Source organism: Bradyrhizobium sp. USDA 4451, assembly GCF_054822585.1.
In genome coordinates, this window is sequence record NZ_JBTRCH010000001.1 from 3,090,415 (window position 1) to 3,113,974 (window position 23,560).

Sequence of the window (23,560 nt, forward strand, 5' to 3'; positions counted from 1 at the left end):
TGATTCTAGACGCAACGAATGGTTCCTGGGGTCGTTGATGACGGGACACCGGCAACCCTGCCGGTATGGATCACGCCCGGGGCTGGGAGAGAGCCATGTGGATTCTGTTGCTGCTGCCGTTCATCGGCTTGCTGTGGGTGCCGTTCTATAATTTCGCCGAGCCGTCGCTGTTCGGCTTTCCGTTCTTCTACTGGTACCAGCTCGCCTGGGTGCCGATCTCGTCGCTCTTGATCTGGGTGGTCTATCGCAGCCGCCAGCCAGACGCCGGCGAGCAGCGGTGAGGGGAGAGCCATGACCGATCATATCGCCTGGGTGGCGCTCTCCGTCTTCGTCTTCTTCTTCGCGCTCGTCACCGTGATGGGCTTCTTCGCCGCACGCTGGAAATCCGGCCCGGTCAGCGAGCACCTCGACGAATGGGGTCTCGGCGGCCGTCAGTTCGGCACCTGGATCACCTGGTTCCTGGTCGGCGGCGATTTCTACACCGCCTACACCGTGATCGCGGTGCCGGCACTGGTCTACGCGGTCGGCGCCTATGGCTTCTTCGCGCTGCCCTACACCATCATCGTCTATCCCTTCGTGTTCGCCGTGATGCCGGTGCTGTGGAAGAAGGCGCATGCCAACGGCTATGTCACCGCCGCCGACGTCGTCCACGGCGCCTATGGCTCGCGCGCGCTCGAGCTCGCGGTGGCGCTGACCGGCCTGGTCGCGACCATGCCCTATATCGCGTTGCAGCTGATCGGCATGGAGGTCGTGATCAAGGCGATGGGTCTGACCGGCGAACTGCCGATCATCGCCGCCTTCGTGATCCTCGCGCTTTATACCTATAGCTCCGGCCTGCGTGCCCCGGCGCTGATCGCCTTCGTCAAGGACATCATGATCTACATCGTGGTGCTGACGGCGGTGGTCGTGGTGCCCGCGAAGCTCGGCGGCTACGGCGCGGTGTTCTCCGCGGCCAACGACGCCTTCACCGCGAAGGGCGGTGCCACCGGGCTGACGTTGAAGCCCGCCCAGTATCTGCCTTATGCGACGCTGGCGCTCGGCTCGGCGCTCGCCGCCTTCATGTATCCGCATACGCTGACGGGCATCTTCGCCTCGAAGTCGGCGGATACGATCCGCAAGAACGCGATCCTGCTGCCGGCCTATACGCTGCTGCTCGGCCTGATCGCGCTGCTCGGCTACATGGCCTATGCCGCGGGCATCAAGGTGACGTCGCCGAACGACGTGGTGCCGATGCTGTTCAAGACACTGTTCCCGGAATGGTTCGCGGGCTTTGCGTTCTCGGCGATTGCGATCGGCGCGCTGGTGCCGGCGGCGGTGATGAGCATCGGCGCCGCCAATCTGTTCACCCGCAATGTCTGGAAGTCCTACGTCAACCCGAACATCTCGCACGCCGGTGAGGCGTCGGTGGCCAAGATCACCTCGCTGGTGGTGAAGGTCGGCGCGCTCGCCTTCATCCTGTTCCTGCCGACGCAATATGCGCTCGACCTGCAACTGCTCGGCGGCCTCTGGATCGTGCAGACGTTGCCGGCCCTGGTGTTCGGCTTGTTCACGGTCTGGTTCCGCGCCGAAGGCCTGCTGCTCGGCTGGGCCGCCGGCATCAGCTGGGGGACCTATACGGCATGGAGCAACGGGCTGAAGCCGCTGGCCAGCATCTCGCTCGGCGAGAACAGCTACACCTTTTATGTCGGCCTTGGCGCGCTGCTGCTCAACATCGTGGTGGCGGTGCTGGCAACCGTCGTGGTCGGCGTGATCTCACCCGCCAAGCGCGGCGCGGCGGCCTGAGCCGTCGTGTGTACCTGACGGGGCGGAGGTAAGGAGCGCCGTCAGCCGCGCCACCTCCGCCTTGGCCTTTGCGATCGCGGTGTCCTTCACCGGCCCGTAGCCGCGGATCTCCATCGGCGCTTTTGCGATCGCTGTGAGATCGGGCAGGCGTGCCGCATCGAGCTTGCCGAGCAGCGTGTCGATCAGGGCCTCATACCAGCCGATCAGCTCGCGCTCGGCGCGGCGCTCCGCGGTGGTACCGAACACGTCGAACGGCGTGCCGCGCAGTCCTTTCAGCCCCGCGAGCAGCCGCAGCGGCGTCTGGATCCATTGCCCGAACGCGCGCTTCCTCGGCCGTCCGCGTGCATCCTGCCGCGCCGGGAGGAAGGGCGGTGCGAGATGGTACCGGACAGTGAAGTCGCCATCGAACTCGCGCTTGAGCTCATCGAGGAAGCCGGTCTGCATATGCAGCCGCGCCACCTCGTATTCGTCCTTGTAGGCCATCAGCTTGAACAGCGACCGCGCCACCGCGTCGGTCAACGTCTCGCTGCCAAACGCAGCCTCGGCGCGGCGCACGCGCTCGACCGTGGCGCGGTAGCGTGCGGCATAGTCCTCGTCCTGATAGTCGGTGAGGAAATCGGCGCGGCGCGCGATTATCTGCTCCAGCGTCTCCGGCGCATTGGCCGCAGCACCGTCGGCCTTCGGTAGAAAATCCGGATCGGCAAAAGCGAGCCGGCCCCAGGCCAGCGCCTGCTTGTTGCGCTCGATCTCGACGCCATTCAGCTCGATCGCGCGCAACAAGGCCTCCAGCGACACTGGCACCAGGCCCTGCTGCCAGGCAAAGCCGAGCATCATGATGTTGGCATACACGCTGTCGCCGAGCAGCCGTTCGGCCAGTGCATTGGCATCGATCGTGGTGAGATTGCCCAATCCAATCACCCGCTCGATGGCGCGCAAGCGAACCGGCGAGGCGAGGTCGGCATCGCGGAATCGCACCACGTCGCCGGTCGGCATCTCCGCGGTGTTGACCGCGGCGCGCATGCCCTTGCGATAGGTGCCGGACGCCTTTGCCGACGAGCTCACCACGAGGTCGCAGCCGATCAGCGCATCGGCCGCGCCCTGGTCGATCCGCACCTGATGCAGTGCGCCGGGCCTAGCCGCCAGCCGCAGGAAGCTCAGCACCGGGCCGAACTTCTGCGCGAAGCCGGTGAAATCGAGCACCGAGACGCCGCGGCCCTCGAGATGCGCCGCCATTGCGATCAGCGCGCCGACGGTGATCACGCCGGTGCCGCCGACGCCGGTGACCAGCAGATCATAGGGCTCGTCGAGTGTCGCAAGCTCCGGCGCCGGCAGCGTTGCCGCGCGCGCCAGCGGATCGATCGCGCTTGCGCTCCTCGCCCGGCGCTTGCCGCCCTCGATGGTGACAAAACTCGGGCAGAAGCCGTTGAGACAGGAGAAATCCTTGTTGCAGGTCGAGAGGTTGATCTTGCGCTTGCGGCCGAATCGCGTCTCTTTCGGCTCGACGCTGAGGCAGTTCGATTCCACCGAGCAGTCGCCGCAGCCCTCGCAGACGAGGTCGTTGATGTAGGCGAAGCGGGCCGGATCTTCGATCGTGCCGCGCTTACGCCGCCGCCGCTTCTCGGTGGCGCAGGTCTGCTGATAGATCAGCACGGTGACGCCTGAAATCTCGCGCAGCTCGCGCTGCACGGCATCTATCTCCTCGCGCGGATGGATGGTGACGCCGACCGGCAAATCCGCCGGCGAGAAATGTGTGGGATCATCGGACACCAGCGCAATGCGCGTTACACCTTCGGAGCGGACCGAGTGGGCGATCGCCTGCACGCTGACCGGGCCGTCGACCGGCTGGCCGCCGGTCATCGCGACCGCTTCATTGAACAGGATCTTGTAGGTGATGTTGGCGTTGGCCGCGATCGCCTGCCGGATCGCCATCGAACCGGAGTGATAATAGGTGCCTTCGCCGAGATTCTGGAACACATGGCGGTTGCCGGTGAATTTCGACGAGGCCGCCCAGTTGACGCCTTCGCCGCCCATCTGGATCAGCGACGAGGTTTCGCGGTCCATCCAGCTCGCCATGAAGTGGCAGCCGATGCCGGCCAATGCCTTGGAGCCGTCGGGCACTTTTGTCGAAATGTTGTGCGGGCAGCCCGAGCAGAAATACGGCGTGCGCGTCGCGCCGGGGACTGCGATGGTGCGGTCCTGCTCGGGTCTGAGCGCAGCGACGCGTTGTGCCAACCGCAGCTCCGGAAACATCGGGTCGAGCCGCCGCGCCAGCACGTCCGCCAGCATGCGCGGCGACAACTCGCCGGTCCAGGAGATCAGCCGTGCGCCGGTTTCGTCATGCTTGCCGACCATGCGTTCCGGCTTGGCGCCGGGATAGTCGTAGAAATATTCCTTGAATTGGCTCTCGATGATGCCGCGCTTCTCCTCGACCACCAGGATCTCGCGCTTGCCCTTCACGAATTCCATCGCGTCGTGCAGCGCGAGCGGCCACACCATGCCGACCTTGTAGATGTCGATGCCGAAGCGGCGGCAGGCGGCTTCATCCAGCCCGACCAGCCGCAGCGCCTCCATCAGATCGAGATGCGCCTTGCCCGTGGTGACGATGCCGTAGCGCGCGTCCTTGATGTCGTAGATGCGGCGGTCGATCGGGTTGGCCTTGGCGAAGGCGTAGACCGCGTGCTTCTTCGCTTCCAGCCGCTCCTCGATCTGCGGGCCCGGCAGGTCCGGCCAGCGATAATGCAGGCCGCCGGGCGGCGACACGAAATCCGGCTGGATGAAACGGCGTGGGGCGGGCAGCTCGACCGAGGCGCCGGATTCGACGATCTCCGAAATCGCCTTGAAGCCGACCCACATGCCGGAGAATCGACTGAGCGCGTAGCCGTATTCGCCGAACGCGAGATACTCGCCGACATCGGCCGGATGCAGCGTCGGCATGAACCAACTCATGAAGGCGACGTCGGATTGATGCGGCATCGAGGATGACACGCAGCCATGATCGTCGCCGGCGACGACCAGCACGCCGCCATGCGGCGAGGAACCGTAGGCGTTGCCGTGCTTCAGCGCATCGCCGGAGCGATCGACGCCGGGGCCCTTGCCGTACCAGAGACCGAACACGCCATCGACCTCGCGATCCCTTTGCGTCTCGACCTGCTGTGAGCCGAGCACCGCGGTCGCCGCGAGGTCCTCGTTGACCGCAGGCAGGAATTCGATGCGGCTGTCTTTCAGCTGTTGCTTGATCTTCCACAGTTCGAGATCGACGCCGCCGAGCGGCGAGCCGCGATAGCCGGAGATGAAGCCCGCGGTGTTGAGCCCCGCGGCGCGGTCGCGCCTGATTTGGTCGAGCGCGATGCGGACGATCGCCTGCGTGCCGGTGAGGAAGACGCGACCGCGCTCCCGGCTGTAGCGCGCCGACAGCTGGTAGGCGTCGAGCAGCGGCATCTGGCCCATGACCGGTCCCTCGTGGAATCGCGATGTCTGATTGGACGAGGCTATGCCTGCGGGGCTGGTAGGTCTTACCTATCTATCCGTTTGCGAGGGGGATTTCGGTATAATATTGCCCATGATTGTGCGATTTGGTAAAATCTACCAATCGGAGTTCTGCAATGGTCGAAGAGCAAGACGAACGAATTCTCGCCGAGCTGCAAAGGGATGGCCGCGCCACTAACCAGCAGCTTGCGGAAACCGTGGGGATGTCGACCTCGGCGTGCTGGCGCCGGGTCCGTGCGCTGGAGGAGACCGGCGTCATCTCGGGCTACTCGGCGCTGGTGGCGCGCGAGCGCGCCGGCTTCGCCACCTCGGCGATCCTGCACGTGTCGCTGGAGCGGCACGACGTCAAATTCGTCGATGAGTTCGTCGCGCGGGTGATGCAGCGCCGCGAGGTGCTGGAATGCTTCGCGACAACCGGCGACGCCGACTATCATCTGCGCGTCGTCGTGCGCGACATGGACGATTACAATAGATTCCTGGACGAGTTCATGTTCCGCATCCCCGGCATCCGCCATGTCCGCACCAACGTGATCCTGAAGGAAATCAAGACCGGCGTGGCGCTGCCGTTCTAGTTCGTTGTTCGAGGTGCGCGCGTCTCTCTCTCTCTCTCTCGTCGTTCCGGGGCGTGCGCAGCACGAGCCCGGAATCCATTGCTCCATATGCCATGCGGCCCTATGGATTCCGGGCTCTCGCTGCGCGAGCCCCGAAAGGACGAAGGATAGACCTCTACGCCTCAGCCGATTTGGTCTGCATCAGGAGCATGAAGATCATGACATGGCTCACCAGCAGTAGCGGCACGTAGAGCGCCGGGATATAGATGCCCGGCGCCGAACAGGCCGGGATCGGCGTTCTTCGTCGCGCCCATGAAGTAGGCGTTGAGAAGATCCAGCGTGCCCCAGATGTTGAACAGCCAGACGATCGGAGTAGCGATCGGCCAGCGCCACGAAAGTGCCGCCATCGCGAGCAGCGCGAGAACTGCGGCGGTCAGATCGCCCCAGCCGACCGCGCCGGCAAACACCGGGTTTACCTCCGGCGACACGAAGCCGGTGACCAGGAAGTTCATCCCGAGAAACCGGAAGGCATGGAACGCTGCAAGCAGCCGCAGCGCCTCGTGGCGCGGCCAGGTGCGGAGCGCCGGCCAGACATAGGTCATGGCCACCACCGCACTGGTCAGGAATGCGCCGGCGACGCTGAGCAGGAAAGGGACGTTGAGACTGACTGGCATGGTCGGCTCCCTTCTGATTGTCGATCGGGGTCGAGGAGGTCGAACCCGACGATCGGGCTCGACCTCGGCGAGGCGTTCAGGGCTTGGCCAACAGCAGGCGGAGCGGCAGCAGCGGGCCGACCGCGATGTAGTCGTGGTCCATGATGTCGAGTTTGGACAATGGCAGGCCTTCCATGATCGCGTGGGCCTCGGACGTATCCTTGGCGTCGAGCAGGAAGACGACGCCGCGCCCGTCGGACCGCGAGTACCATTCGCGCACCTTGCCATTGAGATAGAGCTGCACGGTCTGGCGGATTTCGTCCGGCATCACGGCCATCACCTGATCGCGGGTGACGCCGGCCTTGACGGTCAGGATGACCATCACACCGGTGGTTATGGGGGAGACGGCTTGAGCTTGTGTCTGGGCGGAAGATGGAGCGGTCATGGTGGTGGCGCCTGTCAAAGTGAGGGTGAGAGCCAGGAGGCAGTGATGGATTGCCTTCATCGGTCGCGTGTCTCCGCTCGCGACACCGTCGTGATGTCGCGTGGATCAGCGCATATCGCGCTGCTTGCGGCTTCGATGTAGGGCTGCTTCCCGTGCGCGACTATTCGCGATAATGTTCACAGGCCATGAAGCAGAGCTTCACAGTCCGGCAGGGCGCGCTCGACGGCGTCGAGGCGTTTCTGGCCGTCGCCCAGCACCGCAGCTTTCGCCGCGCGGCGACCGAGCTCGGGGTGACGCCGTCGGCGATCAGCCAGGCGGTGCGCGCGCTCGAGGCGCGGCTCGGCGCCGTGCTGTTCATCCGCACCACCCGCAGCGTCGGGCTGACCGAGGCCGGCGAGCGATTTCTGGCGCGCGCAAGGCCGGCGTTCGAGGAACTGGTGGCCGCGAGCGGCGCAGCGCGCGAGCTCGGGCAGAAGCCGGCCGGGCTGTTGCGCCTCACCGTGCCGCGCTCGGTGGTGCCGATCCTGCTGGAGCCGTTGATCGCCTCGTTCTGCAAGGCCTATCCAGAGATCGAGGTCGAGCTCGCCGCCAGCGAGGAGCTGGTCGACCTCGCTGCCGGCGGTTTCGATGCCGGCATCCGGATGGGCCAGTTCATCAACCCGGACATGGTCGCAGTGCGCCTGACCAAGCCGTTCCCGTTCGCGATCGTCGGCAGCCCGGATTACCTCGCGCGGCGCGGCCGCCCCAAGCGTCCGGACGATCTGCGCGCGCATGCTTGCCTCAGGCTGCGGCGATCGAATGGCGGGCTCGCGCCGTGGTCTTTGAACGACAATGGCCGGTCGATCGAGCTCGCGGTATCCGGCTCGTTCATCGGCCATGATTTCCCGACGCTGGTCGGCGCGGCGGTCGAAGGCGTGGGTCTGGCGCAAGTGCCGGCACCACTGATCACGGGCGCCGTGAAGGAGAAAAGGCTCGTCCGCGTGCTGGATCAATTCGCGCCGACGACGCCCGGCGTGTTCCTCTATTATCCCGGCCACCGCCAAATCATGCCGAAGCTGCGGGCGTTCATCGATCACGTGAAGCGTCGGCCCGGGGCAAGGCTTCTCTAGACTCTTAGCAAATTGCATAAAATTTGAATGACCGGGAACCGGACGCGAAAAGCGTTGCGCCGTTTGCGCGATGGTTGAGGCGATGTCGTGTTAACCTCGACTGCGTTTGCAACAATTTGTCCTATTTAACGCGATCGCAACACCACGTACCTCATGTGGACCATCGAGAAGTACCTAGAGAAGTACCATCGAGAAGACCGGGAGTTCGGCAGTTCGTCCGGCGGGGAGCGTCGAAAATGAATTCGGTAAGTATGCAGCGCGATATCGTCGTCGATTGGCAGGCTCAACATGAGCGTCTGTTCGGCTTGCACGCCATCAAGCTTCGGCATCGTCTGGCCGAGAGCGAATTGTTCTCACGGGAGAGCATCGGCAAGCTGATCGAGCGCTGCCCGAAATCGCATCTCGGGCTTGAATCCGTCAGCTTCGACGGCGATACGCCGAAGCGCATCTATGGCGAGCTCGGCGGCAGCTCGGGGCTTCAGGCGATTGAAGCGATCGAGAAGGGGCGCATCTGGATGAACATCCGCCGCGTCATGGACTGGGCGCCCGAATACAACGAGCTGCTCAATCAGATATTCTCCGAATTTGAAGCGCGGATGAGCGGCTTCAAGACCTTCAAGCGGACCCTTGGCGTGCTGGTGTCGTCGCCGAATGCGAAGGTGCCCTATCACGCCGACATTCAGGGGCAGTCGCTCTGGCAGATCTCGGGTGTCAAGCGCGTGTTCATTTATCCGCGCTCGGACGTCTTCATGCCGCCGGAAAACGTCGAGAAGATCCTGCTGCGCGAGACCAACGAAGACGTGCCTTACCGGAGTTGGTTCGACGAGTTCGCGACCGTGTTCGACCTGCATCCGGGCGAGATGCTGACATGGCCGCTCTACGCACCGCACAAGGTCGAGAACCACGATTGCCTGAACATCTCCGTCACCATGGAGCACTGGACGCGATCGACCTGGAATGCCTATGCGGTGCATTACGGAAACGGCGTGCTGCGCCGGACGCTCGGATTGCGCAACACGTCGACGCGCGATCACGGGTTGCACGTCTATCCAAAGGCCACCGCGGCCATGATCTGGAAGAAGATGGGCCGGCAGATCGAGGGCGACGTCGTCAAAAGCCGGGATTTCCGGATTGCGCCCGAAAGCGAAAATGGAATTCGCGCGCTGTGATGAGCCGTTGCCGGCGGTATCCGAGAGACGCTTCAGATGTTGGCGCCAAACAGAAGCCCGTATCCGATCGACCTGCATATCGGCATCGAACCCGAGTTCGATTTCCGTTCGGCCGAGTATCGCGCCTTTCACAATCTCGAGCGTGCGACGGTGTTTCAGGCGCCGTCATGGCTCGATGCCGTCCACCGCAAGCTGATGCCGCATCTCGCGGCGAAGCAGTACACGCTCACGATCCGCAATCTCGACCGCACGCTGCTTGCGGTCATTCCGCTGGTCCTGCAACGGTCGGCGGGATTGTCGATGCTGCTGCCTGCCGATTTCGGCGTCTGCGACTACAACGCCATCATCGCGGACCCGGCGACGCTGGAGATGCTGGCCGCTGATCCGTCCGTTGTCGACCGGATCGACCGGTTGCTCGACGTTGCCGACGTGCTGATGTTCCGCAAGGTCCGCGATGATGGTTTCGACGCCCGCAGACTGTTCAGGAAAACGGTCGCAAGCCGCAACGAGAACGCGGCCTATCACAGCGAGACCGGCCCCGATTTCGAGGTGTGGCAACGCCAGACGATCAGCAAGAAATACTCCAAGGAGCTGCGACGGCTGGCCAGGCAGATCGAACGCGAGTTCGGTCCGTACGAACATCGCCCGGCGCGGACCGAGGCCGAAATTCGCGACGCGTTCAGGTTTCTCAAATCTGCACGGGACGGCCGGTTTGAAGGCGATTTTCTCGACAATCCCATCTACGAACAATTCTATTGCGACATCGCCGTCGCGGGAATCGAGTCCGGCGAGGCGATCACCTATGTCAGCTATCTCAATGGCGAGCCGGTCGCTGCCCTGTTCGGGCCGGCCTGCGAAGACGAGTTTCATGCCGTCCTGATCGGCTCCGACATTCAGCGGTTCGGCAAATTCTCGATCGGCATGCAGCTGATCTATCGCGTGATCAAGTTGCGGTTCGATCAAGGCCTGCGCCGGCTCGACATGGGTCTCGGAAATACGGGTTACAAGTCGCAGTTTCGTGTCGAGGAAACCGGGTTGCAGAATTTCACATCGTCCCGTTCGCTGGCCGGATCGATGATTTCGCTCGTGTACCATCGCGCCAAGCCGCTCAAGCGCGTGCTCGGGCGGTTCTCATCCCACGTGCGTTGATCGCAGGGACGACGAACGGAGAGAAACCCGTATTTGGGCTCCATCACCGTCACCCTGAGCAGATCGCGCAGCGGCCGTCTCGAAGAGCCGACGGCCACCAGCTGAGCCGTTCATGCTTCGAGACGCCGCTTCGCGGCTCCTCAGGATGACGGGGAAGGGGCGGCGCTCACGCCTTCTCCTTCACGAACCTGTTCCGCAATGTCCCGATCCCGGTGATGTCGATCTCGACCACGTCGCCGTCCTTCAGGTCAGGCGAGGCGCCGTCGGTGCCCATCCAGATCACGTCGCCCGGCGACAGGGTGAAGTATTTGGTCAGCTCGACCAGGAAGGGCACGATGCCGAAGATCATCTCATTGGTGTGGAAGCGGCCGGTCTCCTTGCCATTGACGCGGATCGCGGTCTCCATGCCGTCGAGGTCGACATCTGTCTCGATCCACGGGCCCATCGGCTTGAAGGTGTCGGCGTTCTTCGAGCGCCACAGGCTGCGGTCCGCCTTCTGCCAGCTGCGCTCGGAGACGTCGTTGCCGATGGTGTAGCCGAACACGCAGTCCATCGCGTTCGCTTCGGTGAGGTGCTTGACTTTCTTGCCGATCACGACGACGAGCTCGCCCTCGTAGTGGATCTTCTCGGTCGCGCTCGCCGGGATCACGACGTCCTCGTCATGGGCGATCAGTGCGTTCTGGGCGCGGTAGCCGATCTCGGGACGATCGGGGACGTTCGGCACCGTGCCGGCCTTGTCGGCGGCTTCCTTGAGGTGCTTCAGATAATTCAGCCCGACGCAATAGAAGGTGCGCGGGATCAGCGGCAGCTCGATCTTGACGTCCTTCAAAGCGTGGGTCTTCGCCGTCCTGCTCCATTCGCCAAAGGGATCGCCGTTGACGGTGATGACGGTGTCGCCTTCGACGAGGCCCCAAGAAGGAGCGCTCGCGGTATTGCCCGCGGCGGTGAATTTCAGCCAGCGCATGATGATGTCCCTCTATTCCGCAGCCTGTGCGCGGGTCTTCCAGGCGCCCGCGGCGGGACGCCTGAGCCCGAGATTTTCCCGCAGCGTCGTGCCGGCGTAATCTTTGTGAAAGAGCCCGCGCTTCTGCAACTCGGGCACCACATGGTCGACGAAGTCGGCGTAGGAGCCCGGCACGTAGCTCGCCGCGACCACAAAACCATCGCAGCCGCGATTGATGAACATTTCCTCCAGCCGGTCGGCGATCTCCTTGGGGCCGCCGACCATCGCGTCCTGCACCTGACCTCGGCCGGAGAAGGTGATGAAGTCGCGGGTCGAGGGATTGGTCTTGCCGGAGGTGCGCAGCACGCCGTCCCGGATGCCGAGCATGCCTTGCATGCCCTGCAATTCCTCCGTCGTCAGCGGCTCGTCGATGCCCTTGGCGCCGAAATCGAAGTTGAGGCCTTCGGCGAGCAGCGACAGCGCGTCGATCTCGAGCGGCAGCTTCTGGATCACCGCCATCCGGTCCTCGGCCTCGGTCTTGGTCGCGCCGGTGACCGGCGTGATCAGGTTGCAGAGGAACATCTGGTCGGGATCGCGGCCGGCCTTGGCGGCTTCGCCCCGGATCGCGTCATAGCCCTGCTTGGCATTGGCGAGATTGCGGGCCGCGGTGAAGATCACTTCACCCCAGCGTCCGGCAAAGCGCTGGCCGCGGCCGGACGCGCCGGCCTGGATCACGACGGGATGGCCCTGTGCCGAGCGCGGCACCGTGAACGGGCCGCGCGAGGTGAAGAACGCGCCCTTGTGGTCGAGCCGTTTCACCTTTGTCGGATCGGCGAAGCGCCCGCTTGCCTTGTCGATCACCAGCGAGCCGTCTTCCCAGCTGTCCCAATGGCCGAGCACCACTTCCATGAACTCGTCGGCGCGATCATAGCGGTGATCGTGCTCGAGATGCTGTTCGCGACCCATGTTGAGCGCTTCGCCGTCATTGACCGACGTCACCACGTTCCAGGCGGCGCGGCCGCCCGTCATCAGGTCGAGCGTGGCAAAGCGGCGGGCGACGTCGAACGGCTCGAAATAGGTGGTCGACGCGGTCGAGGCGAGGCCGAGCCTGGTGGTGACCATGCCCATCGTGGTCAGCACCACGATCGGGTCCATCTTCACGCAGCGGATGCCGTATTCGACGGTGTGGGCGTGATCGTTGCCGTAGCGGTCGGGCATTGCGAGGCGGTCGTCGAAGAACGCCATGTGGAACTTGCCGCGCTCCAGGATGCGCGCGATCTCCTGGTAGTAATCCGCGGACATCGAGTCATCGCGCGACTCCGGGTGGCGCCAGGAACTCGGCAGGTTGGTGCAGTTCTGCGCCTGCAAGAAGCCAACCAGCGCCATTTGCCGTGTCATGTCGTTCTCCTCCGTGCGGATATGTCAGCGCAGGCCGAGCTGGTCGGTCAGCTTGTAGTCGGCGGCGAGTGCCTTAAGCTTGTCCCAGGTCGCATCCTCGATCTCGATGCCGTTCTTGCGACGCTCGACTTCGCGCAGATGCTCGACCTCGCCGGGGTAGAACACACCGCTGCTCCCTTCCGAGGGCGGCGTCGATTTCAGGTAGCGGGCGAAGTCGGCAACTTCCTTCTTGAAATCCTGCAAGGGGCGGAACGCGGCGACGTTGAACACCGCCATGAAGCAGCCGTCATTATGCCGGCCGGTCGGCTCGACGCCGAAGCCGAGCCCGGTCAGGAGACCGCACAACACCTCGACCATCGCGGCGAGCCCCGAGCCCTTGTAGCCCTCGCTGCCGCCGAGCGGCAGCAGCGCGCCGCCCTTGCGGTAATCCCTGGGATCGGTGGTGTCGCGCCCCTCGGCATCGATGATCCAGCCCTTCGGGATCTGCTCGCCGCGCGCCACCGCGAGCTGGATCTTGCCGGCGGCGACCGCCGAGGTCGCCATGTCGAGATAGAACGGCGCCTCGAGATCGGACGGCACCGCGATCGAAAGCGGGTTGGTGCCGAGCCGGGCCTCGCGGCCGCCGAACGGCGCAACATGCTTCGGCGAGCGGCCGGAATCCGCGGCCGCGATCCCGATCATGCCCTCGCGCATCGCCATCATCGGATAGTGCGCGAGACGCCCGACATGGCTCTGGCGGAACACGGTGCAGGCCGCGACGTTGGCGGTCTTCGCCTTGTTGATGGTCATCTCCATCGCCTTGGCGTTGACGTGGAAGCCGAAACCCCAATGGCCGTCGATCACGGTCGTGGTCGGCGTTTCCTGCACGACGGTCCATTTCGCGCCGGGCACGATGTGGCCGGCCTTGATCCGGTCGATATAGGTCGGGATCGCGATCACGCCGTGCGAGTCGTGGCCGGCGAGGTTGGCGTTGACGCAGCCGGAGGCGACGGCGCTTGCCTCCTCCTCCGATGCGCCGGCGCCGCGCAGGAGAGCCGTGCCGATGCGCGTGAGACGGTCGGCCTGGACGATCGGCATGGGATTTTCCTCGCGGTTGGCCCGCGTGATGCGCGGGTCTTGCTTGCGGTTGTCGGGCTCATGCTCTCAAAGCACCGAGAGGCGAGCAAGGGCGGAAAATCCGGTCCGCCATACCGCCAGCAGGGTGCTGGCGGCCCTGGTTTCACCGAGCGGAACGGCCGCGGTCGCGATGCGGAATTTCGCGGCTCCGGCGGCGCGGCCAGGGCGGCCAGCAGCGCCGCTCGGCGCTCCGCCTCAGGCTGGCACATCGGCGTCCGTAATATCCCGGAAAATCGCCTTCCGTGTTCGTGAGCCGTTTACTTTGTCGTGCAACTTGCCGGATACGCTAACCACCACTTAGGCCTATCGCGGGCAATGTTCCGCTCCAGTGTGAAGGGGGTGGCCCCGGGGCCTTCAGGAATCGTGCAGTCGAGCATCGGGCGTACATTCGCGGCGTTGAATGCCACCAACGAAGCGATCCTGTACGCGAAATCACCAGAAGAACTGTACGGGAAGGTCTGCGAAGCCGCGTTCTCGAGCGGGAGCTTCCTGGCCACGACCGTGTTCTTGCTGGAGCCGGATACCGGTCTGTTGACCTTCGCCGCCGGCTGCGGCGAGGACGTCGCGCGTCTGCGCAGCATCACTATTTCCGCGATCGCCAATCTGCCGGAAGGCGAAGGCGTCGCAGGGCGCGCGTTTCGCGATCAGAATGCCTGCGTCAGCAATGACTATGTCAACGATCCCCGTTCGGCCGCTTGGCGCAGCGGTGCCGCGGCGGGCGGCGTCGGCGCGGCTGCGGCGATGCCGCTGGTCTGTGGCGGGCGCAGCGTCGGCGTCTTCATGGTGACGCGGCGGGAGGTCAATTCGCTCAGCGAGGAGATCGTCTCGCTGCTGGGGCGTATCGCGGCGAACGTGTCCTACGCGCTGGACAATTTCGACCATGAGGCGTCGCGCAAGAGCGGCGAGCGGGCGATGCGCCGGCTCAACCGCATGTTCGGTGCGATCAGCGCAACCAACGAGGCGATCCTTCGCGCCAAGACCGAGCACGACCTCTATCAACGGGTTTGCGATGCCGCGGTGTTCAGCGGGAAATCCTTCGCCACGGTGGTGTTGCTGGCCGAGCCCGATACGCACTGGTTTGAGCCCGTCGCCGGCACCGGCGAGGCGCTCGAACTGATCACCCAGACGCGCTTCTCCACCGATCCGGACAGCGTTTACGGCAAGGGCATCTGCGGCGAGGCGTTCCGGACCCAGCGGCCCTGCATCGAGCACGATGTTCCCATGTCGGCGGACCCGTCGCAGGCGCCCGCGCGTGGCAGCGGCCTGATGGCCTGCGTCGCGCTGCCGCTCACCCGGTTCGGCCGGAGTGTCGGCGTCCTGATCTTCTTCATCGGCAATTCCTGGGCGCGCGACGAAGAGATCATCGCGCTGCTGGCGGGGATTGCCGAGAATGTCTCGGTCGCGCTCGACAATTTTGGCCGCGCCACCGAGAAAGCCAGGGCCGATGCCGAGCGCGAACGACTGTCACGGATGTTCGCGGCCTTGAGCGCGACCAACGAGGCGATCATGCGCGCACGGTCGCGGCTCGAGATGTTCGAGCTGGTCTGCGCCGCCGCTGCCCATGGCGGCGGGTTCAATTCCACCAGCATCCTGATCGCGAAACCCGGCGACGATTTCCTGGAGATGATGGCGGTCGCCGGTCCGACCGCGGAGAATGCGCGCCGCCTCAACGTCTCGCGCAGCGAGGCGCGCCCCGAGGGGCGCGGGGTCTGCGGCCGGGCGTTCCGCTCCCGGCGCGCCTGCATTAACAATGATTTTCTCGGCGACGTCGCCAACAGCCCGTTCCGCGACGTGATCGACCGCGAGGATGCGCGATCGGGTGCGGCGTTTCCGCTGATCGTCGACGACGAGCCGGTCGGCGTGATGCTGTTCATCTCGGCGAAGCGCAACACTTTTTCGGCCGAATTCGCCGAGCTGCTGCAGCGGCTCGCCGACAACGTCTCCTACGCGCTCGGCAGTTTCGATCGTGCCGACGAGAAGGCGAGGACCGAAGAGCAGAAGGAGCGGCTGCGACGGATGTTCGCGGCGCTGAGCGCCACCAACGAGGCGATCATGCGGGCGAAATCCCGCAGCGAGCTGTTCGATCTGGTCTGCGATGCCGCGGCTGTCGGCGGCCAGTTCATCTCGGCGACGATCAGGCTGGTCCGTCCCGGCGAAATCTTCCTGGACAATGTGGCAGCCTCCGGCCCCGACCGGGTACGGGCCCGCGAGGTTCAGCTGTCGGCCGATGCGACGCGCCCCGAAGGGCAGACGCTGACCGGCGTTGCGATCCGGACCCGCAGGCCCTGCATCAGCAACGATTATCTCAGCGACTTCGGCCCTGAATCGCATGTCTATCCGGTCGTCCGCGACAGCGGCAGCAAGTCCGGCGCGGCGCTGCCGCTGCTCAAGAACGGCGAGGCGATCGGGGCACTGGTGTTTCTCTCCGCCGAGTTCGGCACATTCAGTCCGGAGATGATGGCGCTGTTGCAGCGGCTCGCCGAAAACGTCTCGTTTGCGCTCGCCAATTTCGACCGCGCCGACGAGAAGGCGCGGGCCGATGAGCAGAAGGAGCGGCTGTCGCGGATGTTCGCGGCGCTGAGCGCGACCAATGAGGCGATCATGCGGGCGAAGTCCCGCACCGAATTGTATCAGCTGGTCTGCGAGGCGGCGGCGACCGGCGGCAGGTTCACCTCGACCACGATCGCGCTGGCGCAGCAGGGAAGCGATTATCTGCGGATCGTCGCGATCGCGGGTCCGGCGGCGGACGGTGCAAGCCAGGTGACGCTCTCGATCAGCGAGGCGCATCCCGAAGGGCGCGGCGCCTGCGGCAGGGCGTTCCGGTCCGGCAAGGCCTGCATCATCAACGATTATTTTTCCGATACCGAGACCGCAGCGTTCCATGAACGCGCGCGTCTCGACGGCACACAGTCCGGTGCCTCGTTCCCGCTGATCGTCAGCGGATGGGTGGTCGGGGTCATGATCTTCGTCGCGACCGAGAAGGACACCTTCACGCCGGAATTCGCCGAGCTGCTGCAGCGGCTCGCCGACAATCTGGCGTTCGCACTCGAGAGCTTCGACCGCGCCGACGAGAAGCACAAGGCCGACGAGCGGATCGAATATCTTGCCTCGCATGACAGCCTGACCAACCTGCCGAACCGCGAGACGTTCAACGAGATGCTGCGTCACGCGATCTCGGCGGCGGATCGCCATCGCCGGCAACTCGCGGTGCTGTTCATCGACCTCGACCGTTTCAAGATCATCAACGACTCGCTCGGTCACGATGCCGGCGACATGCTGCTGGTGGCGATCGCCGAGCGGCTGCGTGGTTCGTTGCGTGCGAGCGATGTGGTGGCGCGGCTCGGTGGCGACGAGTTCGTGGTCATCCTCGAGGAAACCGCCGAACGTGACGACGTCGAGCGGATTGCCGGCGATCTGCTGGTCTCGCTCAGCCAGCCGCTGCAGATCAGTGGACACGAGTGCCACACCACGGCCTCGATCGGGATCGCGATGTATCCTGCCGACGGCTCCGACGTGCAGACGCTGACCAAGAATGCCGACATGGCGATGTATCTCGCTAAGGAGGACGGCAAGAACGGCTTCCGGTTCTTCTCCAATGAGGTGAGGGCGCAGTCGATCGAGCGCCTGACGATGGAGAGCGCGCTGCGCCGCGCGCTGGAGCGCAACCAGTTCTCGCTCGACTATCAGCCCAAGGTCGACATGGCGAGCGGGCAGATCAGCGGTGTCGAGGCGCTGTTGCGCTGGACCCACCCCGAGCTCGGCAAGGTCTCGCCGGGTCAGTTCATTCCGCTCGCCGAGGAAATCGGCCTGATCGTGCCGATCGGCCGCTGGGTGCTGAAGGAAGCCTGCGCGCAGAACATGGCGTGGCAGCATCGCGGCCTCAAGCCGGTGACGATGGCGGTCAACCTGTCGCCGCGGCAGTTCGGCGATCCCAATCTGCTCGACGACATCGACGAGGCGCTGGCGGCGAGCGGCATGTCGCCGGCGTTGCTGCAGCTCGAGGTCACCGAAAGCATGGTGATGCGCAACGTGACGCGCGCGGTCCGTGTGCTCGACGCTATCCAGAACCGCGGCATTCGCCTCGCGATCGACGATTTCGGCACCGGCTATTCGTCGATGTCGCTGATGAAGCAGTTCCCGATCGACACCATCAAGATCGATCGCTCCTTCGTGCGCGACTTGCCCAATGATTCCGAGGACGTCGCGATCGCGCAGGCGATCATCAGCATGGGCAAGGCGCTCGGCATGACCATCGTCGCCGAGGGCGTCGAGACCTCCGAGCAGCAGGAGTTCCTGCGCGCGCATGCCTGCGACGAGATGCAGGGCTTCCTGTTCAGCCGGCCGTTGCCGCCGCGCGACCTCGCCGAGTTGTTGACGACGGCGCCGACGTCGCCTCCGTTGCAGCCGGCGCTGGACGATGCGGCGATCGGCGCGGCCGGGCCGGAGCTAGGGCGGAAACGCGCTGTCGTCTGACGGCTGCACCGGCAGGTCGCGGACGTCGGAATCGGTCGATGCCACCTTGCGCGAGAAATCATAGGGCCACGGCAGCACGGTCTGGCCGGCCAGCGTCTGGCGCAGCACACGCGTGCCGTCGGCAAAGCTCGCGCCGTCGGGCAGCTGGAGCTGACGACAGCGATGGGACGACAGCGGGCCGGCGGCATCGCGCAGCTCGAAGGCCGGTCCCCACCACCACGCCGGCGCCGGCGGCCGCTCCGGTTCCGGAATGGCACGCCATCGCGCGAACTCGTCGGCTATGCGGGCGAATTGCAGTTTAGCGGCGGGATGCATCGAAAGCCCTTCCTCAGGGCGATGATAGCATCGCACCCACCTCACGCAATGCGGCTATTGGCGGCCATGCTGCCAATGAGCGGTCACGTCGGAGCCCGACTTATTGAGGTGGACGTGCTGGTCGACATGGTCGACCCAGGACAGCGGAATGAAATGATGGTGCTGGCCGTCGGGCGAGCTCTGCTTGGTCAGCTTGATCTTGTCGGTACCTTCCATGTGGTCGACCTTGCCGACCGTCTTCTTGTCCGACGAGATCACGTCCATATGTTCCCGAATATCGGCTGCTGTTGCCATGGTTATCTCCTCGTCATGATGATGAGGGGATGAAACGCCGCATGGAGACGAAGGTTGCGATCGGCTTCCGGCTACTTCTCCTCGACTTCGGTGGCGGTGGCCGGGCCTTCGCCCATGATCAGCAGCACGGCATCCTCGTCCTTGGCGCCGTCCCAGTGCACCTGTTTGCCGAAATGGGTGACGAAGCTTCCGGCCGGCATCGCCACCGTGCCGTGATCGGGATCGAACTTCGGGCCCGACCCGACCCACCAGGTGCCCTTGAGCACGACGATGTAGCGGTCGTTAGGATGGAAGTGCGGATGGCTGAAGTGATTGCCCTTGGTCCATTTGGTGTAGACCATGTAGAAGCCGGGCTTCGAGGGATCGCCGACCACGACGGCGTTCTGCGCGCCGCGCGCGTCGACCGGGCTCCAGGGAATCTGGTCCGGCAGCTTGTAGGTGACGGCGGCCGGATTGAGCTCGGCCGCGGAGCTGACGCTCAGCATCCCGGCAAAGGCCAGCGGCATCATCAGATATCGCCAGGATCGGTTCGACGCCGTCATCGGATGCTCCCAGATCGGTTTTCTCGGGCAACTGCCGCGCCCGTATGCCGCATGATGCTAATCGCGCCGGCTTGCGCCGGGCAAGACGCCTCCGTGCATGTCTGACCTCAAGATTGCGACAACGGTTCGTGACACAACGCAGTTGCAACATGAAAAACGATTTACGCGGCCGCAGGCGATGATAGGTTGCGCGCCAACCAAAAGACGGGAGGATAACCTTGAAGAAGCAACTGTCGATACTGGCGGCGGGACTCATAATCGGTGCGGCCGCGCTGCAATTCTCGACCACCGCATCGGGTGACGACGGCTGGGTCACGCTGCTCGACAGCTCCAAGAAGGGCGACTGGGACGAGGTCGGCAAGGCCAATTGGGCGATGAAGGATGGCGCGCTGGTCGCCGACAAGCTCGAGGGCAAGGATCTCTCCTATCTCGTCAGCAAGACCCAATACAAGGACTTCCAGATCCGTGCCGAGTTCTGGACCGACGAGGACGCCAACAGCGGCGTGTTCATCCGCTGCGAAGGCAACAAGGTGATCGACTCCAAGGTCTGCTACGAGGTCAACATCTTCGACAAGCGGCCGGACCCGACCTACGGTACCGGCGCCATCGTCGATGTCGGCAAGGTCGATCCGATGCCGAAGGCAGCCGGCAAGTGGAACGTCTATGAGATCACGGCGCAGGGGCCGCATTTCGTCGTGACGCTGAACGGACAGAAGACCGTCGATGCGCAGGACTCCAAGCACGCGAGCGGCTACATCGCACTCCAATATGGGTCCGGCGTGGTCAAGTTCCGCAAGGTCCAGATCAAGCCGCTCTGACGGTGCGCGTTCGAGCGGGGCCCGGTCGCGGCGCGGCCGGGCCTTCTTGCGTCTGGTGCGCTGTCGATCGGTGGCCTTCGGACGCCGCGGTGCATATGCGGTCCGGCGCCGAGGAACAGCGCACGATATCGGCGTGGTTCACTCATTCAGTCCTCTCGGCTCCGGCGGCCGGCTCCGGAAACGTCGCGGTTAGCCATATCGGCCAGACGTTAGCGTTGGTAGCCCCGCGCGCATACGCGGCGGCACCGTTCTTGCCAATCCCTGCCCAAGAGCTGCCCGCTCGTCCCGGAACGGGACATCGGATGAAGCGAAACGGCGCAGCAGCCGGGAGCGCGACCATGACGACAGGCAAGATCTTCGCGAATTGGGATGACAACCATTCGAGGCTCTGGAGCCATCAGCCGATCCGGCTCGAGCACACCATGCACCAGCAGCCGGCGTTCTCGATGGACGATCTCGCCATGCTGATCGAGCATTATCCGCGCGAGCATTGCAGCCTGGTCAAGACCGGCGCCAAGGGTTCGAGCCGGGGCTGGCGCGAGGGTGAGATCGGCAGGCTGCGTGGTCACCAGGTGATCGAGGCGATTTCGCGCGGCGGTCTTTGGCTCAACCTGCGCAACGTCACCGCGGTCGATCGCCGCTATCGCGACATGATCGAGCGGATGTTCAGTGAGATCGCAGAAAAGGTCCCCGGCTTCGATGCGCCGACCTATCGGGCCGGCATCCTGATTTCCTCGCCCGATGCGCAGGTCGATTACCGCGCTGATCTGCCGGGGCAGGGCCTGGTCCAGATCTCCGGCCGCAAGCGGGTCTACATCTATCCCAACACGCAGCCGTTCATCCGCCCCGAGCATCTCGAGAAGATCGCGCTGTTCGATGCCGAGGTCGCTATCCCCTACGAGCCCTGGTACGACTGGCACGCCCGGGTGATCGATCTCGAGCCCGGTCAGATGCTGAACTGGCCGCTGAATGCGCCGCATCGCGTCGAGAATCTCGACACCGTCAATATCTCGATGACGATCTCCTATGTGAACGACGACATCCGCCGCGCCCAGATCCTGCATCTCGCCAACGGCATGCTGCGGCATCGCTTCGGCTATGCGCCGCGCAGCCGCGGCATGCGCGGTCCGACCTTCTTCGCCAAGCAGGTGATGCAGAAGCTGCTGCGCGACAGCAAATGGGTGAAGCGCGAGCGCGCGGTGCGTCGTCCGATCGACTTCCGGCTCGACGAAAGCGATCTCGGCAAGATCGTCGACTTGCCCAAGGCGGCGTTGGAGGCCGCGTGAGCGAGCTGCCGGTTGCAGGTGCTGACATGACGATCTTGACGACAGCGGTCGAGAAATTCGGGGCGCGGGTCGCTAGCTATGCGGTCGGCTATCGCGTCGAACTGGTTTCCGATTGGGCGCAGGCCGCCGCCCGCTGGGGTGCATTCGAACCGCTGACCGCGTTCCAGCATCCGCAATGGTATGCGTCGTGGTACCGGGCCTTCGCGTCGACCGACAGGGTCGAGCCGCTGATCGCCGTCGTCGGCGATGCCGCAACCGGTGAACGCGCCGCGCTGCTGCCGCTGATCCGGCATCGGCAGGGTGGCCTCCACATCGTCGAATTCGCCGATCTCAACCTCACCGATTTCAACGCGCCGCTGCTCGGCCCGGCCGCACCGCGCGACGACGTCGCTGCTTGGCAGTTCTGGCGCGACCTGCAGGCCGCGCTGCGCCAGGCGCGCGGCGGTGCCGATCTCGTCCGTTTTCGCAAGATGCCGCTCAAGCTCGCGAGCCGTGCCAATCCGCTGGCACTGCTCGACGATGTCGGACCGTCGGTCGTCAACGGCAATTGCCTGACCATCGGCGACGATCACGACGCCTGGCGCGACGAGCTGGACCGCAAGGTTCGCAAGGAGCTGGGACGGACCTGGCGCGTATTCACGCGTGAACCGTCGGCGACGTTCAGGGTTGCCGCGGATACCGAGGAGGCGCTGCGGCTGCTGTCCAGCACGGAAGTGCAGCAGGGCGCGCGGCTGAACGGTCTCGGCCTCAATTACGTGCTCGACAATGCCGACTGCACCGCCTTCTATCGCGACCTCGTGCGCGAAGGCAGCGGCCGCGGCTATGCGGTGATGACCGCGCTCACCACGAGCGACGCGGTGGTGGCGACGCTGCTCGGCATCCGCACCGGTTCGCGCTACGTCATGATCCGCATCAGCAATGCCGGCGAGAAATGGTCGGCGTGCTCGCCGGGCCGGCTGATCATCGACCGCACCATCGCAGCGCTGCACAAGGACGGTGTGCGGGAGTTCGAGTTCTCGATCGGCAATTACAGCTACAAGCGGCGGTTCGGACCGCAGCGCACGCCGCTAGTCGATCTCGGCGCGGCCCTGAGCTGGCGCGGCCAGCCCCATGCGCTGCGCGACCGCGCCGTGCTGGCGCTGCGTCACTATCCTAGACTCTCAGCCCGGCTGAAGCAGGCGCTCGGCAAGGCGACGCCGACGCGCGAAGAGGATTGAGTTCCGGAATTGCTACGGTCGTAGTTGTGGAGGGTGGGCAAAGCGCTGGCATGCCCACCATCGCCAGCACACTTTGAGTGGTGGGCACGGCGCTTCGCGCCTTTGCCCACACTAGGCAGGACGGCATCCTTCAACCGAGCAATGCAGTCCCTCGCACGCTGTATCAGCCGTGCCACTTGGCGCTTGGCTCAGCCATGCAGCTTCTTCGCCGTCTCCGCGATCGCGCGGCCCTGGTAACGGGCGCCGGCGAGTTCGTTTTCGCTGGGCTGGCGGCTGCCGTCGCCGCCGGTGATGGTGGTAGCGCCATAGGGTGCGCCGCCGGTGACCTCCTCGAGCTTCATCTGGCCGGCAAAGCCGTAGTTCAACCCCACTACGGTCATGCCGAAATGCAGCAGGTTGGTGATGATCGAGAACAGCGTAGTCTCCTGGCCGCCATGCTGGGTCGCGCTCGAGGTGAAGGCACCGCCGACCTTGCCGTTCAGCGCGCCCCTGGCCCAGAGGGCGCCGGCCTGGTCGAGGAAGTTGGCCATCTGCGAGGACATCCGGCCGAAGCGGGTGCCGGTACCGACGATAACGGCGTCGTAGTTGGCGAGATCATCAATCTTGGCAATCGGCGCGGCCTGGTCGAGCTTGTAGTGCGAGGCTTTCGCGACTTCGGCCGGCACCAGCTCGGGCACGCGCTTGATGTCGACGGTGGCACCGGCTTCGCGGGCGCCTTCCGCGACGGCATTCGCCATCGCTTCGATGTGACCGTAGGCGGAGTAATAGAGGACGAGAACCTTGGCCATGATGGCCTCCTTGGTTGAGTAGATGG

Annotated in this window: 20 protein-coding genes; 10 read left to right on the forward strand and 10 right to left on the reverse strand. The window is 64.7% G+C overall.

What is annotated here, in order from left to right:
* Positions 1 to 95 precede the first annotated feature (95 nt).
* Both ACVMB0_RS14285 and mctP read left to right on the forward strand, forming a co-directional pair.
* The gene (locus ACVMB0_RS14285; protein ID WP_461346662.1) at positions 96 to 281 is read left to right on the forward strand and encodes a DUF3311 domain-containing protein; all 186 of its coding nucleotides are present in this window, start codon (positions 96 to 98) and stop codon (positions 279 to 281) included.
* 10 nt (positions 282 to 291) lie between these two features.
* Positions 292 to 1,782: a monocarboxylate uptake permease MctP gene (gene mctP, locus ACVMB0_RS14290; protein ID WP_461346663.1), complete on the forward strand. Its 1,491-nt coding sequence runs from the start codon at positions 292 to 294 to the stop codon at positions 1,780 to 1,782.
* On the opposite strand, the gene ACVMB0_RS14295 is transcribed toward mctP, so the two are convergent.
* On the reverse strand, positions 1,753 to 5,229 hold the full coding sequence (locus ACVMB0_RS14295) for an indolepyruvate ferredoxin oxidoreductase family protein (protein WP_461346664.1): 3,477 nt from the start codon (positions 5,227 to 5,229) through the stop codon (positions 1,753 to 1,755). The genes mctP and ACVMB0_RS14295 overlap by 30 nt on opposite strands.
* 155 nt (positions 5,230 to 5,384) lie before the next feature.
* Between ACVMB0_RS14295 and ACVMB0_RS14300 the strand changes: the two genes are divergently transcribed.
* Positions 5,385 to 5,840, forward strand: coding sequence for an Lrp/AsnC family transcriptional regulator (locus ACVMB0_RS14300; protein ID WP_456750232.1), 456 nt, complete (start codon positions 5,385 to 5,387; stop codon positions 5,838 to 5,840).
* Between the two features lie 161 nt (positions 5,841 to 6,001).
* Here the strand turns inward: ACVMB0_RS14300 and ACVMB0_RS14305 are convergent, their stop codons facing one another.
* Together ACVMB0_RS14305 and ACVMB0_RS14310 are read right to left on the reverse strand one after the other, a co-directional pair.
* On the reverse strand, positions 6,002 to 6,493 hold the full coding sequence (locus ACVMB0_RS14305; RefSeq protein ID WP_461346665.1) for a hypothetical protein: 492 nt from the start codon (positions 6,491 to 6,493) through the stop codon (positions 6,002 to 6,004).
* Positions 6,494 to 6,569: 76 nt separating this feature from the next.
* On the reverse strand, positions 6,570 to 6,977 hold the full coding sequence (locus ACVMB0_RS14310; RefSeq protein ID WP_461346666.1) for a hypothetical protein: 408 nt from the start codon (positions 6,975 to 6,977) through the stop codon (positions 6,570 to 6,572).
* A 125-nt stretch (positions 6,978 to 7,102) separates the two neighbouring features.
* Between ACVMB0_RS14310 and ACVMB0_RS14315 the strand changes: the two genes are divergently transcribed.
* The 3 genes from ACVMB0_RS14315 to ACVMB0_RS14325 all read left to right on the forward strand — a co-directional run bounded on the left by ACVMB0_RS14315 (position 7,103) and on the right by ACVMB0_RS14325 (position 10,344).
* Positions 7,103 to 8,026: a LysR family transcriptional regulator gene (locus ACVMB0_RS14315; protein ID WP_456796731.1), complete on the forward strand. Its 924-nt coding sequence runs from the start codon at positions 7,103 to 7,105 to the stop codon at positions 8,024 to 8,026.
* Between the two features lie 236 nt (positions 8,027 to 8,262).
* Positions 8,263 to 9,195 carry a hypothetical protein gene (locus tag ACVMB0_RS14320; RefSeq protein ID WP_456750228.1) on the forward strand — a complete coding sequence of 311 codons (933 nt, stop codon included), beginning with the start codon at positions 8,263 to 8,265 and terminating at the stop codon, positions 9,193 to 9,195.
* Between the two features lie 36 nt (positions 9,196 to 9,231).
* On the forward strand, positions 9,232 to 10,344 hold the full coding sequence (locus ACVMB0_RS14325; RefSeq protein ID WP_461346667.1) for a GNAT family N-acetyltransferase: 1,113 nt from the start codon (positions 9,232 to 9,234) through the stop codon (positions 10,342 to 10,344).
* Between the two features lie 166 nt (positions 10,345 to 10,510).
* Here ACVMB0_RS14325 and ACVMB0_RS14330 read toward each other — a convergent pair whose 3' ends face one another.
* The 3 genes from ACVMB0_RS14330 to ACVMB0_RS14340 are packed head-to-tail and all read right to left on the reverse strand — an operon-like array spanning position 10,511 to position 13,762.
* On the reverse strand, positions 10,511 to 11,308 hold the full coding sequence (locus tag ACVMB0_RS14330) for a fumarylacetoacetate hydrolase family protein (RefSeq protein ID WP_461346668.1): 798 nt from the start codon (positions 11,306 to 11,308) through the stop codon (positions 10,511 to 10,513).
* Between the two features lie 12 nt (positions 11,309 to 11,320).
* Positions 11,321 to 12,685 carry an LLM class flavin-dependent oxidoreductase gene (locus ACVMB0_RS14335; protein WP_461346669.1) on the reverse strand — a complete coding sequence of 455 codons (1,365 nt, stop codon included), beginning with the start codon at positions 12,683 to 12,685 and terminating at the stop codon, positions 11,321 to 11,323.
* A gap of 24 nt (positions 12,686 to 12,709) precedes the next feature.
* A complete protein-coding gene (locus ACVMB0_RS14340; RefSeq protein ID WP_461346670.1) occupies positions 12,710 to 13,762 on the reverse strand; it encodes an Ldh family oxidoreductase in 1,053 nt (350 codons plus the stop codon).
* Positions 13,763 to 14,164: 402 nt separating this feature from the next.
* On the opposite strand from ACVMB0_RS14340, the gene ACVMB0_RS14345 reads away from it, so the two are divergent.
* Positions 14,165 to 18,274 carry a bifunctional diguanylate cyclase/phosphodiesterase gene (locus ACVMB0_RS14345; protein ID WP_461346671.1) on the forward strand — a complete coding sequence of 1,370 codons (4,110 nt, stop codon included), beginning with the start codon at positions 14,165 to 14,167 and terminating at the stop codon, positions 18,272 to 18,274.
* Here the strand turns inward: ACVMB0_RS14345 and ACVMB0_RS14350 are convergent.
* The 3 genes from ACVMB0_RS14350 to ACVMB0_RS14360 all read right to left on the reverse strand — a co-directional run bounded on the left by ACVMB0_RS14350 (position 18,248) and on the right by ACVMB0_RS14360 (position 19,425).
* On the reverse strand, positions 18,248 to 18,589 hold the full coding sequence (locus tag ACVMB0_RS14350) for a hypothetical protein (protein WP_456750222.1): 342 nt from the start codon (positions 18,587 to 18,589) through the stop codon (positions 18,248 to 18,250). The genes ACVMB0_RS14345 and ACVMB0_RS14350 overlap by 27 nt on opposite strands.
* 54 nt (positions 18,590 to 18,643) lie before the next feature.
* On the reverse strand, positions 18,644 to 18,883 hold the full coding sequence (locus ACVMB0_RS14355; RefSeq protein ID WP_050403738.1) for a DUF2171 domain-containing protein: 240 nt from the start codon (positions 18,881 to 18,883) through the stop codon (positions 18,644 to 18,646).
* A gap of 71 nt (positions 18,884 to 18,954) precedes the next feature.
* Complete coding sequence (locus ACVMB0_RS14360) at positions 18,955 to 19,425, reverse strand: cupin domain-containing protein (RefSeq protein WP_461346672.1); 471 nt, start codon at positions 19,423 to 19,425, stop codon at positions 18,955 to 18,957.
* Between the two features lie 218 nt (positions 19,426 to 19,643).
* Between ACVMB0_RS14360 and ACVMB0_RS14365 the strand changes: the two genes are divergently transcribed.
* The 3 genes from ACVMB0_RS14365 (at position 19,644) to ACVMB0_RS14375 (ending at position 22,746) form a co-directional block, all read left to right on the forward strand.
* Entirely contained in the window at positions 19,644 to 20,243 is a 600-nt protein-coding gene (locus ACVMB0_RS14365; RefSeq protein WP_461346673.1) for a 3-keto-disaccharide hydrolase, read from the forward strand.
* Between the two features lie 338 nt (positions 20,244 to 20,581).
* Positions 20,582 to 21,529 carry a hypothetical protein gene (locus ACVMB0_RS14370; protein ID WP_461346674.1) on the forward strand — a complete coding sequence of 316 codons (948 nt, stop codon included), beginning with the start codon at positions 20,582 to 20,584 and terminating at the stop codon, positions 21,527 to 21,529.
* Positions 21,530 to 21,555: 26 nt separating this feature from the next.
* The gene (locus tag ACVMB0_RS14375) at positions 21,556 to 22,746 is read left to right on the forward strand and encodes a GNAT family N-acetyltransferase (RefSeq protein ID WP_461346675.1); all 1,191 of its coding nucleotides are present in this window, start codon (positions 21,556 to 21,558) and stop codon (positions 22,744 to 22,746) included.
* 188 nt (positions 22,747 to 22,934) lie between these two features.
* Here the strand turns inward: ACVMB0_RS14375 and wrbA are convergent, their stop codons facing one another.
* Complete coding sequence (gene wrbA / locus ACVMB0_RS14380; protein ID WP_461346676.1) at positions 22,935 to 23,534, reverse strand: NAD(P)H:quinone oxidoreductase; 600 nt, start codon at positions 23,532 to 23,534, stop codon at positions 22,935 to 22,937.
* Between the last annotated feature and the right edge of the window lie 26 nt (positions 23,535 to 23,560).